Consider the following 13,480-nt stretch of genomic DNA (forward strand, 5'->3'; position numbering starts at 1 on the left):
ACACGAGAGCCGGCGCTCGACGGCGGGCTCGAAGGGTCGACTCGAACATGAAGCCGACGGCCTCCGGTGTGGAGTGTGGACGATCACGTCCGCGCTTCGCGGCGGAGGCCGTTGTCGTACCTGCGGGTAAGTAGGCTCGAAGGCGTGAGTACGCCACGCTTTCTGACCTTGCCCGGGACCGTCCGCTCCCGTCGCCTGGCGACCGGGCGCGGACGATTCGCCGTCCTGGAGTCCGCCCCGCCGACCGCCGCGCCGCGCGTGGGCACCGCCGTGCTGGTGCCCGGTTTCACCGGCAGCAAGGAGGACTTCATCGCGCTCGGCGACCCGCTGGCGCGACGCGGCTTCCATACGGTGTCCGTGGACCAGCGCGGCCAGTACGAGACCGAGGGTCCGACGGATCCGGCGGCGTACACCCGCGACGCGCTCGTGGCGGACGTGCTCGCGATCGCCGACGCGGTGGCCCCGGGCGAACCGATCCACCTGGTGGGGCACTCCTTCGGCGGCCTGGTGTGCCGTTCGGTGGCCCTGCGCGCGCCGCACCGACTGGCCTCGCTGACCCTGATGAGCACCGGCCCGGCGGCGATCTGCCCGGACGAGGTGACCCGGCTGCTGCTGCTCGAGGAGGTGCTCCCGGTGCTCTCCCGGCAGGAGGTGTGGGACGCGATGCGAGCCGTGGAACTCGAGGAGGGCCTGCTGCCGCCCGCCGACCCGGTGATCGCCGAGTTCGTGCACGCGCGCTGGCTGGGCACCACCCCCGAGGGCCTGCTCGGCATGGCCGAACAACTGCGCACCGAACCCGACCGGGTGGCCGAACTGGCCGCGCTCGTGGCCGCCGGCCTGCCCGCGCTGGTGGTCTCCGGCGTCGAGGACTACGCGTGGCCGCTGCCCTGGCAGGCCGAGATGGCCGACCGCCTGGGCGTACCGCACGTGGTGATCCCGGGCACGCACCACTCCCCCAACGTGGAATCGCCCGAGGCCACGGCGACGGCCCTGGCCGACTTCTGGACGAGCGTGCCGGCGTACGCGGATCGGGCCTGAACGCGGACCCGAGCGGCGGCGGGCCCGGGGTCTCGGGCCCGCCGGATCGGGCGTAGCGTGGCAAAAGAGACACTTCTGTCCCCGCGGGCGTCGCCCGTGCTCTCGGTGTCCGGACACCCGGGGTGACCACACTCCGGGCGCATGGGGGTTCGCGCACCCACGGCGGCTCCCGTCGAGCCGACCGATCGGGAGTTGCCATGACCGTCATCGACGTCGACCCCGCGCGACGGGAAGCTTTCGCGGGACGAATGCTCGACATCGTCGACGACGGCTGCCTGGCCTTCCTCGTCAGTGTCGGCCACCAGACCGGACTGTTCGACACGATGGCCGAGATGCCGGCCGCGACGAGCGACGAGATCGCCCGGGCCTGCGGGGCGACCGAGCGCTACGTGCGCGAGTGGCTGGGCGGCATGGTCGCGGGCGGGATCGTCGAATACTTCCCGGAGACGGCCACGTATCGGTTGCCGCCCGAGCACGCGGCGTCGCTGACCCGCGCGGCCGGGCCGGAGAACCTGGCCGGCTTCACCCAGTACCTGGCCCTGATGGGCGAGGTCGAGCAGCAGGTGGTGCACGCGTTCCGACACGGGGGCGGCGTGCCGTACTCGGCCTATCCGCGCTTCCAGGCGCTCCAGGCCGAGGAGTCCGGCCGGATCTGGGACGCGGCGCTGGTGGCGGGCGTGCTGCCGATGGTGCCCGGGCTGGTCGAGCGCCTGACGGCGGGCATCGACGTGCTGGACGTCGGGACGGGCCAGGGGCACGCGGTGAACGTGCTGGCCCGGGCCTTTCCGAACAGTCGGGTCAAGGGTGTGGACATCTCCACCCAGGGGATCGCCGCGGCGCGCCGCGAGGCCGAGCAACTGGGCCTGGAAAACGCGGAGTTCGCCGTGGTCGACGCCGCCGAACCGCTCGGCTCGCACGATCTGATCACCGCGTTCGACGTGATCCACGACCTGGCCCGGCCTACCCGCACGCTGGCGGCGGTGGCCGACGCGCTGCGCGAGGACGGGGTGTTCCTGATGGGCGAGATCAACGCCTCCAGCCGCCTGGAGGACAACCTCGACCACCCCCTGGGCCCCGCGCTGTACACGTTCTCGGTCTTCTACTGCATGACCGTCTCGCTGGGCGAGGGCGGCGAGGGCCTGGGCACGGTCTGGGGCGAACAGGCCGCTCGCGCCGCCCTCACCGAGGCCGGCTTCACCGACATCCGAACCCACTCGATGGAGGGCGACTTCCTGAACGTGTACTTCGTCGCCCGGAAGGGGTGACCGACCCGACCGCACGGGGCGAACGGCGGGAGCGACGGGCCGCGACCACGCGCCCCCACTCCGATCCGGACGACTCGCGGCCGTGCCCGTCGACGTCGCCACACCCCATGACCTACGTCACTGATACACCTCTACTGAACTCACCGGTAACGTCCCTATCCTCGGAGCCATCCGCCGACGCACTCGCCGAGCCGTCGTCACCCGACCCATCCGGGCGGGTATCCGACCGGGGCTCGACGATCGTCGGACGCGAACGTCCTGATCGATGTGCCACCAGGTGAGAGGGGACCGACATGCAGTTCGGCCGCTACTACGAAGAGTTCGAGGTCGGTGCGATCTACAAGCACTGGCCCGGCAAGACCGTGACCGAGTACGACGACCACCTGTTCTGTCTGCTCACGATGAACCATCACCCGCTGCACATGGACGCCAACTACGCCGAGAACACCACCGATTTCGGCAAGAACGTCGTGGTGGGCAACTACATCTACTCGCTGCTGCTCGGCATGTCGGTGCCGGACGTCTCCGGCAAGGCGATCGCCAACCTGGAGATCGAGTCGTTGCGACACGTGGCACCCACGTTCCACGGGGACACCATCTACGGGCAGACCCTGGTGCTGGACAAGTGGGAGTCCAAGTCCAAGGACGACCGCGGCGTCGTGTACGTGGAGACCAAGGGCTACAAGCAGGACGGCACGCTCGTGTGCGTGTTCAAGCGCAAGGTCATGGTGCCCAAGGAGAGCTACGGCGAGAAGCGTGGCGGCGAGCAGCCCGGACGCCCCGAGTTGATCGAGAGCTGATCGCTCGCCGATCGGTCACCAACCCCGGGGTCCGCCTCCGGAATCGAACGCGGGCGGGTCGCCCAGGGACGGCGCGGCCCGCCCGTTTCCGCGTCCGGAGGCGGCTGTCGCGTCCCGAGGCTGTCGCGTCCCGAGGCGGGCTTCGCGTCCCGAGGCGGCTACCGCGTCCCGGTGGCCTTCGTGGCCCGCGCGCTACGGCAGTTCGTCCGCCGTCGGATACGACGACTGGGCGCCCGCGCTCCGGACCGCCGCCGCGCCCACCCGGACCGCGTACCGGGTCGCCGCGACCGGATCGTCGCCGGCCGCCAGTCGCCAGGCGAGCGCGCCCGTGAACGCGTCGCCCGCGCCCGTGGTGTCGACCGCGGCCACCTTCGGCGCGGCCACGTGTACCGCTTCTGCGTCGCCGACCGCGACCAGTGCGCCGCCGCCGCCCAGGGTGAGCACGATCGAACGCGGACGCGGGTCGAGCGAGCGCAACACCTTCAGCGCCTCGCCCGCGTCGCCACCGCCCGCCGCCGCGCGCGCCTCGTGCTCGTTGAGCACCAACGGGTCGCACGCCCGCAACACCGACGCGGACGTCAGGACGTCCCGGGGAACGACCGGCGACAGGTTCAGCGCCACCCGGGTGTCCGCCGCCTCGCAGCGGCGGATCACCGCCCACACGGTGTCGAGCGGGATCTCCAACTGGAGCGAGACGACCGCGGCGGCCTCGATCGCCGGTGCCAGGTCGGCCAGGTCCGCCGGCCCGAATCGTCCGTTCGCCCCGGGCGCCACCGTGATGGTGTTCTCGCCCGCGTCGTCCACCGTGATCAAGGCCACCCCCGAGGCGCCGGGGACGGTACGCGTCGCGTCGGTCCGCACGCCCTCCCGGCGCAGCGTCGCCCGCAACATCCGACCGTGGTCGTCGTCGCCCACCCGCCCGGCGAACGCGACGTCGGCGCCCAACCGGGCCGCCGCGACCGCCTGATTGGCGCCCTTGCCCCCCGGGTGCACGACCAGGTCGCCGCCCAGGACCGTCTCGCCCGGCCGCGCGTGCCGGGGCACCCGGACCACCAGGTCGGCGTTGATCGACCCGACCACGAGCAGCCGCGCGTGGTCGTCGCTCACGCCACCCCCGGCACGTTCCACTCGCGCAGCGCGTCGAGCAGTCCGTCGACCAGGTCGAGCCGACTCAGCTCGCCGGTGGCCACCCACCGCACCGCGTCCGCGTCGTCACCCGCGCGCAGCGCCCCGCCGTGCGGCGTGCACGCGTAGTCCCTGATCTCGTACGTCCCGCCGCCGGGCGCGGGCCGCAGCACCGAACCGACCAGTGGTCCGACGGTCACCTGCAGCCCGGTCTCCTCGACCATCTCGCGGGCGAGCGCGACCGCGTCGGTCTCGCCGTCCTCGACCCGCCCGCCGGGCAGCGACCACTGTCCCTCGCCCGGCTTTTTCGCGCGTTGCACCAGGAGCACCCGCCCTTCGGAATCGAGGACGATCGCGCCGACGCAGGGAATGAGCCGCATGCCTGCCGAGCCTAGTCCCCGACGCCGGCGTGCAGCGGGACATCGACCACAGGCCGCGCGGCGCCCGGCAGCGCGAGGGCGCGCGGCCCCGGCGCGCAAGGCGCTCCCGTACGCCGGTCGGGGGTGTGGACGCACCGAAGGAGTGATCGTCCTTGACGCGGGGCCCCGGGCAGTGGACCGTCTAGTCCTATGAAGGGCGAGCCGAGCTGCCCCCGCTGCGGCGGCCGGGTCCGCGCTCCGGGTCTGTTCTCACAGACGTGGGAGTGCGAGATCCATGGCGCCGTTCCCCCGCTGCAACCCGTCGTGCCGCCCAGCGTCGAGGCGCTGGACGCGGTGGTGCGCCGCTCGCGGGTCCCGGTCTGGCTGCCGTGGCCGCTGCCGGTGGGTTGGTTGTACACCGGCGTCGCGCACGCGGGCGACGATCGGGACGGCTCGCGGGCGGTGGCGGTGGCGTGTACGGGTCCCGCGCCCCTGGGCGGACGCGGCGAACTGCTGCTGATCGCCGAGGAGGTGGGCGTCGGACTCGGCGCCCGGTACGCCGGGTTGACCGGGCACGACCCGGGCGGCGACTTCGTCAAGTCCGCGCCCGCGAAGGTGATGGCGGCCGGCCGGCCGACCCCGCTGTGGTGCGTGATCGACGCACCCGCCGACCGCGCGGTGTACGCGGGCGAGGCGATGGGCCTGTGGTTGTGGGCGGTCCTGTGGCCCGGAAAGGCGGGCCATCTCGTCTACGACGACGTGGTGCTCACCGATCTGCGCGACGCCGGCGCCGAGTTGCAGTTGTTGCCGTGCGGCGCGTTGTCCCCGCAACTGCTGGAGTTCTGACCGCTCCCCAACGCGAAGGGCGGCACCCGAAGGCGCGCGGAGCGGACGGCGACGGGCGCCGCGAGCGGGACGACGGCCGCCCGGACCGGCCGGCCCATGAAGGCGCTCGGCCGGGGTCGTTAGGGTCGGGAGCGTCCATCGACCCTCCCGGCAGACGAGGTCAGCGTGCGCATCGACCTGCACACCCACAGCACCGCATCCGACGGCACCGACACGCCCGCCGAACTGGTCGTCAAGGCACACGCCGCCGGTCTGGACGTGGTCGCGCTCACCGACCACGACACCACCGCCGGCTGGACGGCCGCGGTCGAGGCGCTGCCGGACGGGCTGACCCTGGTCCGGGGTGCGGAGATCTCGTGTGTGGCCGAGGGCGGGATCAGCCTGCACATGCTGGGCTACCTGTTCGACCCGACCGAGCCGGAGTTCGCCCGGGCCCGCGAACTGGTGCGCACCGACCGGGTCCGCCGGGCCCAGGCGATGGTCGAGCGCTGCCGCGAACTCGGCGCGCCGATCACCTGGGCCCGGATCGAAGAGATCGCGGGCGGCGGCGCGGTGGGTCGGCCGCACGTGGCCACCGCGCTGGTCGAGGCGGGCGTGGTCGCGGACGTGTCGGGCGCGTTCACCGCCGAGTGGCTCAAGGACGGCGGGCGGGCGTTCGTCGAGAAGTACGAGATCCACGCGATCGACGCCGTCCGACTGATCGGCGGCGCGGGCGGGGTCGCGGTGTTCGCCCACCCCGGTGCGGTGGGGCGCGGCCGGACCGTCTCGGACGCCACGATCGCCGAGCTGGCCGATGCCGGTCTGGCCGGTGTCGAGGTGGACCACATGGATCACGACGACGCGATGCGGGCGCACCTGCGCGGGCTCGCGGGCGAGCTGCGGCTGATCACCACCGGTTCGAGTGACTACCATGGCACTCGCAAAACGATCCGTCTCGGAGAAAACACTACGGATCCCGACTCGTACGGGGCGATCGCGGAACTGGCAACGGGAGCACGACCCATCACCCCGTGAACCGGTTCGACGCCACCATCGTCGGCCCGTCCTCACGTGGTTCCGGTGCCCCGCCTCTCCGGCCTCCTGCTGTCCGCGATCGCCGTACAACTGTGCGCGGACGGGGTCCGGGGCTTCGTCGAGGCGAAGCCATAAGGTGCGAAGCGGAGCATCCAGCGGTTGGGGAGAGGCGGAGGACATGAGCAAGTCGGTACGCGGCGTCGTCGCGCGCGGCAAGGGCGCACCGGTCTCGATCGAGACCATCGTGGTGCCGGACCCGGGTCCGGGCGAGGCGCGCGTGCGGGTCCAGGCGTGCGGCGTCTGCCACACGGACCTGCACTATCGCGAGGGCGGCATCGGTGACGAGTACCCGTACCTGCTCGGCCACGAGGCCGCGGGCGTCGTGGAATCGGTCGGCGAGGGCGTCACCGAGGTGGCCGTCGGCGACTTCGTGATCCTGAACTGGCGTGCGGTGTGCGGTGATTGCCGTGCGTGTCGACGCGGCCGGCCGCAGTACTGCTTCGCGACGCACAACGCGAAGCAGAAGATGACGCTGGAGGACGGCACCGAACTGAGCCCCGCGCTCGGCATCGGCGCGTTCGCCGAACTCACCCTGGTGGCCGCCGGACAGTGCACCAAGGTCGACCCCGAGGCCGACCCGGCCGCGGCCGGCCTGCTCGGCTGCGGGGTGATGGCCGGCCTGGGCGCCGCGATGAACACCGGCAACGTCGGGCGCGGCGACACGGTCGCGGTGATCGGCTGCGGCGGCGTGGGCGACGCGGCCATCGCCGGCGCCCGGCTCGCGGGCGCGGCGCGGATCATCGCCGTCGACCTGGACGACCGCAAGCTGGAGTGGGCGCGCCGGGCCGGCGCCACCCACACGGTGAACTCGAAGGCGGGCGACCCGGTCGAGGCGATCCGCGAACTGACCGGCGGCTTCGGCGCGGACGTGGTGATCGACGCGGTCGGCCGCCCGGAGACCTACAAGCAGGCGTTCTACGCCCGCGACCTGGCCGGCACCGTGGTCCTGGTGGGGGTGCCCACCCCGGAGATGACCATCGAACTGCCGCTGCTCGACGTGTTCGGCCGCGGCGGCGCGCTCAAGTCGTCCTGGTACGGCGACTGCCTGCCCTCGCGCGACTTTCCGACGCTGATCGACCTGTACCGCCAGGGCCGCTTCGACCTGGACGCGTTCGTCAGCGAGCGGATCACCCTGGAGGACGTCGAGGCCGCGTTCGAGAAGATGCACCACGGCGACGTGCTGCGTTCGGTGGTGGTCCTGTGACCCGGATCGACCACGTGGTCACCTCGGGCGTCTTCTCGCTCGACGGCCAGGACTTCGACGTGGACAACAACGTGTGGATCGTCGGCGACGACCACGAAGTGGTGGTCGTGGACGCCGCGCACGACGCGGCGGCCATCGCGGCCCGGGTCGGCGATCGCACGGTGACCGGCATCGTGCTCACCCACGGCCACAACGACCACATCAACGCCGCGGCCGAGTTGGCCGAACTCACCGGTGCGCCGATCCACCTGCACCCGGGGGACCGGATGTTGTGGGACGTGGTGTACCCGGACCGCGCGCCGGACGCCGCGTTGGCCGACGGCGAGGTGATCACGGTCGCGGGTACCGAGTTGCGGGTGGTGCACACGCCCGGCCACGCGCCGGGCGCGGTGTGCCTGTACGCCCCGGAGCCGAGCGTGCTCTTCTCCGGCGACACGTTGTTCAAGGGTGGCCCGGGTGCCACCGGGCGCTCGTTCTCGTCGTTCCCGGTGATCCTCGACTCGATCAAGGCTCGCCTGCTCGCGCTGCCCGAGGGCACGCGCGTGCTCACCGGGCACGGGGACGAGACGACGATCGGCGCGGAGGCGAAGGACTACGACGCCTGGGTGGCCCGAGGGCACTGAGCCGGGCCCGAGAGCCCGTGGACATGGCGAGGGCGCTTCCCCCACACGGGGAAGCGCCCTCGGTTCACGCAATCAGCCGGCTTCCGCCACCTTGACGGGGCGGATGTACAGGCGCTCGCCGTATGCCTCGGCTCGTTTGAGAGCCGCTTGCACGGTGTCGATGTCGGCGGCGCAGTTGACCGGGTTGGACCCGGTCTTCTCCTGGGCTCGGCTGAGGTTCGTGATTCGGTAACGCATACGCGTCTCCCTTCCCTCCGGTCCGAAGTCGCACGGGGCCGAATGGTGCTACGGCCTCGTCTACAAGGATTGGGTGCCGGGATCCATCCGGATCGACGAAGACCCGGCAGGGGTCACTACCGGCACCACACTGAACAACAGCGGTCACACCGATAGCATTCCCTTGACTGAAATGTTCCTTTCCTGTCTTTCCCCGGGTTACACGTGACGCATGACGCGACATCACGCGCCGAGCAAGCGAGGACGCGACGGCGACCGGCATAGGACAATGCCGGTCTGACACACATCGGCGGGCGCCGATCGGGCAGCAGCAGCCATGGGAGGACGAGAGACTTTGCACGATCCGGGAGAGGACGACGTCCGGACGGGCGCGACGGCCGTCTTCGGCGCCGTGGTGCACGAATCCGGCGGGGACCTCGGCGCCGAGCACGGTGGTCCGCTCGAAGACCATCCGGTCGCGGGCTTCGAGGGCGGACCCGGACCGCTGCCGGACCTGGCGGAACCGTTCACCCGACCGGCCGTACTGGTCCAGTCCGTCTCACCGCCCCTGCACTTCGGTACGCACGCGCTGTTCGTCGACGTCGGCTACGTGTACGCGGCGATGGGCCTGCTGGTGGCCGGCTCGGCCGAGCGCCGGGCCTTCCGGGTGGACGCCGAACAGCTGATCACCGGCCTGATCGACGAGGCGCGCCGGGTCTTCCCGGAGGGCCGACTGCTGCGGGTGTACTGGTACGACGGCGCGCGCGAGCGGGTGCACACCGTGGAGCAGCGGCAGATCGCCGAGTTGCCCGACGTCAAGGTCCGACTGGGCAACCTCAACGCGCACAACCAGCAGAAGGGCGTCGACTCGCTGATCCGCAGCGACCTCGAATCGCTGGCGCGCAACCACGCGATCGACGACGCCGTGGTGATCAGCGGCGACGAGGACCTGGTCTCGGCGGTCGAGGCCGCGCAGTCCTACGGCGTACGCGTGCACCTGTGGGGCGTCGAGCCGGCCTACGGCACCAACCAGGCCGACCCGCTGGTGTGGGAGGCCGACGTCACCCGGATGCTGCATCGCGAGTTCTGCGAGACCTGCGTGACGCCGGTGATGCTGCCGCCGTCGCACGCCGGCGCGCTCGCGGTCCAGCCGGGCGGCCCGCCCACCGCCGACCAGGCGTGGCGGATCGGCCAGGAGATCGCCAAGCGCTGGCTGGTGGTGCGCGGCCGGGAGAACCTGGCCGACCTGATGCCGGGCCCGATGTTGCCGCAGGCCATCGACCGGGGCCTGCTCGTGGACGCGGAAAGCGTGCTGCAATATTCGCTCCGCCCGCACGAGGACCTGCGCCGCGCCCTGCGCAACGGCTTCTGGGACCGCCTCAACCAGGAATTCGGCCTCCCGGGCACGGAACTGACGGAGGGTTGAGCGGCCCGCCACGGAGTGGGCGTCACAGCGGGAAGGACAGGCCCCCAGCGGGCCAGGTGATTCGCTGGTCGTGCGAGTCGATCTCCAGATGGAGAGCCGACGGTTCGATCGGGCCGTGTTCCGAGGTCAGGCGCCGGGCCCGGTCCAGGTATCCCCACAGATCCAGCGGGCCCGCTGAGTGCACGGTCGGTCGGCCGCCGGATTTGGGCACTTCGGCACGAGCCCATGAGCCGGACGGGTGCAACAGCCACACCATCGAGCGGTCGTCGAGGTCGATCCACCGATGGTCGACGGCCGGTTGCAGCAGTTCGAGGAGCAGAGCCAATCGCCAGTCGTCCCGAAGGTTCGGCACGTCACCGTCGAAGGCCCGCACTTCGTCACCGTCGGCGGTTCGAGCAGAGAGGTAGACGCCGTGCAGAGCCGATCCGTCCTCGGGGCCGCTACGCACGGGCATGAATCGCGCACCGTGTGACACGACACGACCGTGAGCATGTGTCGCGTCGGTCACTGTCACCCGGAGGTGAAGGGAGGTCCCGGCGAGCGTGGTCGAGATGACGCCGCCGCTCCGTACGGCCGCCAGCCATGTCGACGGAATGGTCCGCGTCGAGAACATCGCCACGGCGCGGTCGAACCCGTCCTCGGGCAGTGCGTGGGTCGCATCGATGGTCGTCATCCGTGGCGCGCGGCCGAAAGTGGCGAGCCGTCGGCGGGCAGCGCTCACCAGGTACTCGTCCACGTCGACGGACAGCACCCGATCGTCGCCCAGACGGTGCCCGAGCAGAGCGGCCGAATAGCCGCTGCCGGTTCCGAGGTCGAGTACCTTCATGCCCTCTTCGATCTCCGCGACGTCGAACATCCGGAGCACGAGCGAAGGCAATGTCGTCGACGAGGTGGGAGGTCGGTCGGACGGCGGCGCGACGTCGTCACCGGCCGTGTCGGCATGCAGTTCGCCAACCTGCGTCACAAGCGTTCGGTCCTGATATGCGGTGCCGATCCACGACGCCGGGTCGGTCATCCCTCGATGGAGGCGCCAGTCGAAGCCGTCCTGTTCCCACCAGTTCGGCACGAGGAGGTGACGCGGGGTGCGCGAAACCGCGTCACGCCACGGCGAATCGACCGCAACGTCGGCGGCCAATGTCGCGGCGGCGGCGTCCCAGGTTCTCAATGCTCGGTCCCTTCCGCGAGAGCGTCGACCAAGGCATCAGTGATGCCCAGGCCGGGAAGACGGCGTTCAAGCCAGCGGTACTGACCACTCGCGTTGACCTCGAAGAACCGCCAACGACCGTCCGGGGTCACCGCGAAGTCCAACGCGCCGAAGAACAGACCGAAGTGCGTCATCAGCGCCGACACACCGGCCTCCACCTCCTTCGGAACGGGAACCGAGCGGTACGTCAACGCGCCGTAGTCCACTCGGAAATCCAGACGCGTCTCGTCGCTGTGGGCATGGATCGCCGCCGCGAACATTCGGGCACCCACGACCGTGAGCCTGACCTCGTACGCCTTGGCCACGCGCTCTTGGAGCAGGACCGCCGTCGACGCGATCGATGCGTCCATGCTGCCCGAATCCACCACGGTCGTGGGAATCGTCGAGGTCGTCTCCGCCGTGTGTACGCCCCCGCCGAGGGCCTTGTAGATGACCTCACGTCCCGCCGCACCGTGGGCCCGGGCAAACGTCGCGGCGTGCGTCGGGTCGGTGGTGACGATCGTCGCCGGCGGATCGAGGCCGAGAGTCGCGGCTACGGCCAGTTGCATCGGCTTGTAGTTCGTGGCGAGGTTGGCCGTGGGGTGGTTGATCCACCGGACGGGCAGTGACCCGAGGACCCCGAGCAGTCCCGCTCGGGCTTCGGAGGCGGCAAACGTACGGGCGGTGGGAGTCCAATCGCTCGGCAGTCGGAACTCGCCCGGCCTGCGCCACCAGACACTTTTCACGCGAGCCAGGTCGATCGTGCGAGTGCCCACCCGGAGGGCACCGCCCCAGCCGCCCCCCGTCAGGGAGGCGGCCAGGGTGGCGCGGGCAGGAAACTCGGCCGTGTCGAAGCGCACTACCTCGACACCACGTTCGGAGAGTTTCACCACGACCGGATCGGCGGTGGCATCGTCCGGCGATGTGACGACCACGACGGTGGCGCGACGGTTCACCACAGGTCGGTGCCGTCGCCGTCCGACTTGCCATCCGGCTGGGTCTCCGTCTTGGTGTCTCCGGGCATCAACACGTGCCACGGGTTGCCTTCGGCGGTCACGCCGATCTGAAGCTCCGGGTCGTAGTGCATCGTCGGTACCGGCCGCGTGGGGACTTCGGTCAGGTGACGCAGGCCGAACGGCGTCGGCAGTACTGCCCTGCTGGTCATCTTTTCCTCCGGTGAATGGGTGTCGGATGCTCTCCGCGCGCGGTCCGGCGGGGAGCTTGTAGCGCCGCCGTACCTACCGTCCGTGGCCACTTACGGCGGTTCGGCAGTCAGGGGAGAGGCGGCCAGGTGATGCGGCCTGTGGGGTAGTCGGGCACCAGGTCGTCCGGATGGCCGACCCGGGTCGGCGTGCCATCGCAACGCTGTACGACCGCGCTCGGGCCGTCCGGTCCGGGAAGGACGCACAGGTAGATGCCGACCGGGTCCTTGGTGTCGCGGTGGCGCACCGGTTGTCCCGCACGTGGCGCGGGCAACGTGTCGATCACCAACCGGCGCACCGGTACGACGAATTCGATTCCGCTTCGGGTTCGCACCCATGCCTGTCGACCGTCGACGGCCGTCAGTTCGCCTTCGCGCCCGGTGGGCCCGCGCACGTCCTCGTGCACCAGCGCCCCGAGGTAGCGATATGCCAGGACTCGCCCGGCCATCCTGTCCGCTTCGGTGGTCTCCTCCATGCGCACGACGTCACCCGCCCTCGCCGCATGGGGCCAACACCGTGCGGGCCGCGTCACCGACGGCGGCATCCACCAAGTGCCGCACGGAGCAGGCGACTTCCAGCCCCTGCCGGGTCCGCAGCACGGCCAGGAGACCCTCGACTTCGCGAAGGCGGCCGACGGTTCCCCGATACGGATCGCGGAACAACTTGCCGTAATGGCGCACTCCCCATCGCGCGATCCGGACCAAGGTCCAGTCCACCGCGCCGGTCACGGCAGCCGAGCGTGCGGTGTCGGTCGTGAACATGGCTCTTGCCTCCGGTTGTCGTCAGTACGGCTTCGGCCACGGCATCGGCAACTCGCTCTGCTCGCCGTTTCGCAGTTGGGGCAACGACCTTGAAGCGTCACCCAGTTCGAAGTCTTCGCGAGGCTTGATGTCCTCGCGTTCACCACCGGGGTAGAGGCGGTAGACGCGCATGGTCATCCGGCTCTCGCCCTCTCGCACACCCATGGGTCTCTCCTGACAATGAGGTACTGATCTCACGTTTGGCCTGCCCCGCGCCCGTCGACGGCGTGACAATCAGTCAACTGAATTTCACTCTTCGTCGGTACCGCGATGGGGATCGCACGCGGTTTAACGGGTTTAAGCCCAGAATTCAGGGAGC

The 13,480-nt window shown here is 70.8% G+C and carries 17 protein-coding genes; 8 read left to right on the forward strand and 9 right to left on the reverse strand.

Features of this window, described 5'->3' with window-relative positions; all coding sequences use genetic code 11:
• The first annotated feature begins 144 nt into the window (after positions 1-144).
• The 3 genes from ACWCPW_RS11270 to ACWCPW_RS11280 all read left to right on the forward strand — a co-directional run bounded on the left by ACWCPW_RS11270 (position 145) and on the right by ACWCPW_RS11280 (position 3,103).
• Entirely contained in the window at positions 145-1,038 is an 894-nt protein-coding gene (locus ACWCPW_RS11270) for an alpha/beta fold hydrolase (RefSeq protein ID WP_449761292.1), read from the forward strand.
• Between the two features lie 197 nt (positions 1,039-1,235).
• Positions 1,236-2,303, forward strand: coding sequence for a class I SAM-dependent methyltransferase (locus ACWCPW_RS11275; protein ID WP_449761293.1), 1,068 nt, complete (start codon positions 1,236-1,238; stop codon positions 2,301-2,303).
• A 293-nt stretch (positions 2,304-2,596) separates the two neighbouring features.
• Complete coding sequence (locus ACWCPW_RS11280) at positions 2,597-3,103, forward strand: MaoC family dehydratase (protein WP_449761294.1); 507 nt, start codon at positions 2,597-2,599, stop codon at positions 3,101-3,103.
• A gap of 192 nt (positions 3,104-3,295) precedes the next feature.
• Here the strand turns inward: ACWCPW_RS11280 and ACWCPW_RS11285 are convergent, their stop codons facing one another.
• Positions 3,296-4,210 carry a ribokinase gene (locus tag ACWCPW_RS11285; RefSeq protein ID WP_449761295.1) on the reverse strand — a complete coding sequence of 305 codons (915 nt, stop codon included), beginning with the start codon at positions 4,208-4,210 and terminating at the stop codon, positions 3,296-3,298.
• Positions 4,207-4,608, reverse strand: a complete 402-nt coding sequence (locus ACWCPW_RS11290; RefSeq protein WP_449761296.1) for an NUDIX hydrolase — start codon at positions 4,606-4,608, stop codon at positions 4,207-4,209. Before ACWCPW_RS11290 ends, ACWCPW_RS11285 begins: the two co-directional genes overlap by 4 nt.
• A gap of 189 nt (positions 4,609-4,797) precedes the next feature.
• Here ACWCPW_RS11290 and ACWCPW_RS11295 point away from each other — a divergent pair, with 189 nt between their 5' ends.
• The 4 genes from ACWCPW_RS11295 to ACWCPW_RS11310 all read left to right on the forward strand — a co-directional run bounded on the left by ACWCPW_RS11295 (position 4,798) and on the right by ACWCPW_RS11310 (position 8,334).
• Positions 4,798-5,433, forward strand: a complete 636-nt coding sequence (locus ACWCPW_RS11295; RefSeq protein ID WP_449761297.1) for a DUF6758 family protein — start codon at positions 4,798-4,800, stop codon at positions 5,431-5,433.
• A gap of 165 nt (positions 5,434-5,598) precedes the next feature.
• Positions 5,599-6,447: a PHP domain-containing protein gene (locus ACWCPW_RS11300; RefSeq protein WP_449761298.1), complete on the forward strand. Its 849-nt coding sequence runs from the start codon at positions 5,599-5,601 to the stop codon at positions 6,445-6,447.
• A 178-nt stretch (positions 6,448-6,625) separates the two neighbouring features.
• Positions 6,626-7,711 carry an S-(hydroxymethyl)mycothiol dehydrogenase gene (locus tag ACWCPW_RS11305; RefSeq protein ID WP_449761299.1) on the forward strand — a complete coding sequence of 362 codons (1,086 nt, stop codon included), beginning with the start codon at positions 6,626-6,628 and terminating at the stop codon, positions 7,709-7,711.
• Positions 7,708-8,334: an MBL fold metallo-hydrolase gene (locus ACWCPW_RS11310; RefSeq protein ID WP_449761300.1), complete on the forward strand. Its 627-nt coding sequence runs from the start codon at positions 7,708-7,710 to the stop codon at positions 8,332-8,334. Before ACWCPW_RS11305 ends, ACWCPW_RS11310 begins: the two co-directional genes overlap by 4 nt.
• 72 nt (positions 8,335-8,406) lie before the next feature.
• Here the strand turns inward: ACWCPW_RS11310 and ACWCPW_RS11315 are convergent, their stop codons facing one another.
• The gene (locus tag ACWCPW_RS11315; RefSeq protein WP_449761301.1) at positions 8,407-8,571 is read right to left on the reverse strand and encodes a hypothetical protein; all 165 of its coding nucleotides are present in this window, start codon (positions 8,569-8,571) and stop codon (positions 8,407-8,409) included.
• 316 nt (positions 8,572-8,887) lie between these two features.
• Between ACWCPW_RS11315 and ACWCPW_RS11320 the strand changes: the two genes are divergently transcribed.
• Complete coding sequence (locus ACWCPW_RS11320) at positions 8,888-9,976, forward strand: NYN domain-containing protein (RefSeq protein ID WP_449761302.1); 1,089 nt, start codon at positions 8,888-8,890, stop codon at positions 9,974-9,976.
• 22 nt (positions 9,977-9,998) lie between these two features.
• Here the strand turns inward: ACWCPW_RS11320 and ACWCPW_RS11325 are convergent, their stop codons facing one another.
• The 6 genes from ACWCPW_RS11325 to ACWCPW_RS11350 all read right to left on the reverse strand — a co-directional run bounded on the left by ACWCPW_RS11325 (position 9,999) and on the right by ACWCPW_RS11350 (position 13,326).
• Complete coding sequence (locus ACWCPW_RS11325) at positions 9,999-10,940, reverse strand: methyltransferase domain-containing protein (protein ID WP_449761303.1); 942 nt, start codon at positions 10,938-10,940, stop codon at positions 9,999-10,001.
• 197 nt (positions 10,941-11,137) lie between these two features.
• Positions 11,138-12,115, reverse strand: coding sequence for an ATP-grasp ribosomal peptide maturase (gene tgmB, locus ACWCPW_RS11330; protein ID WP_449761304.1), 978 nt, complete (start codon positions 12,113-12,115; stop codon positions 11,138-11,140).
• A complete protein-coding gene (gene tgmA / locus ACWCPW_RS11335; RefSeq protein WP_449761305.1) occupies positions 12,112-12,324 on the reverse strand; it encodes a putative ATP-grasp-modified RiPP in 213 nt (70 codons plus the stop codon). Before tgmA ends, tgmB begins: the two co-directional genes overlap by 4 nt.
• Positions 12,325-12,431: 107 nt before the next feature.
• The gene (locus ACWCPW_RS11340; protein ID WP_449761306.1) at positions 12,432-12,836 is read right to left on the reverse strand and encodes a hypothetical protein; all 405 of its coding nucleotides are present in this window, start codon (positions 12,834-12,836) and stop codon (positions 12,432-12,434) included.
• 10 nt (positions 12,837-12,846) lie between these two features.
• On the reverse strand, positions 12,847-13,122 hold the full coding sequence (locus ACWCPW_RS11345) for a hypothetical protein (RefSeq protein ID WP_402230434.1): 276 nt from the start codon (positions 13,120-13,122) through the stop codon (positions 12,847-12,849).
• 21 nt (positions 13,123-13,143) lie between these two features.
• Complete coding sequence (locus ACWCPW_RS11350; protein WP_402230432.1) at positions 13,144-13,326, reverse strand: hypothetical protein; 183 nt, start codon at positions 13,324-13,326, stop codon at positions 13,144-13,146.
• Between the last annotated feature and the right edge of the window lie 154 nt (positions 13,327-13,480).

It is taken from the genome of Embleya sp. NPDC001921 (genome assembly GCF_053594475.1).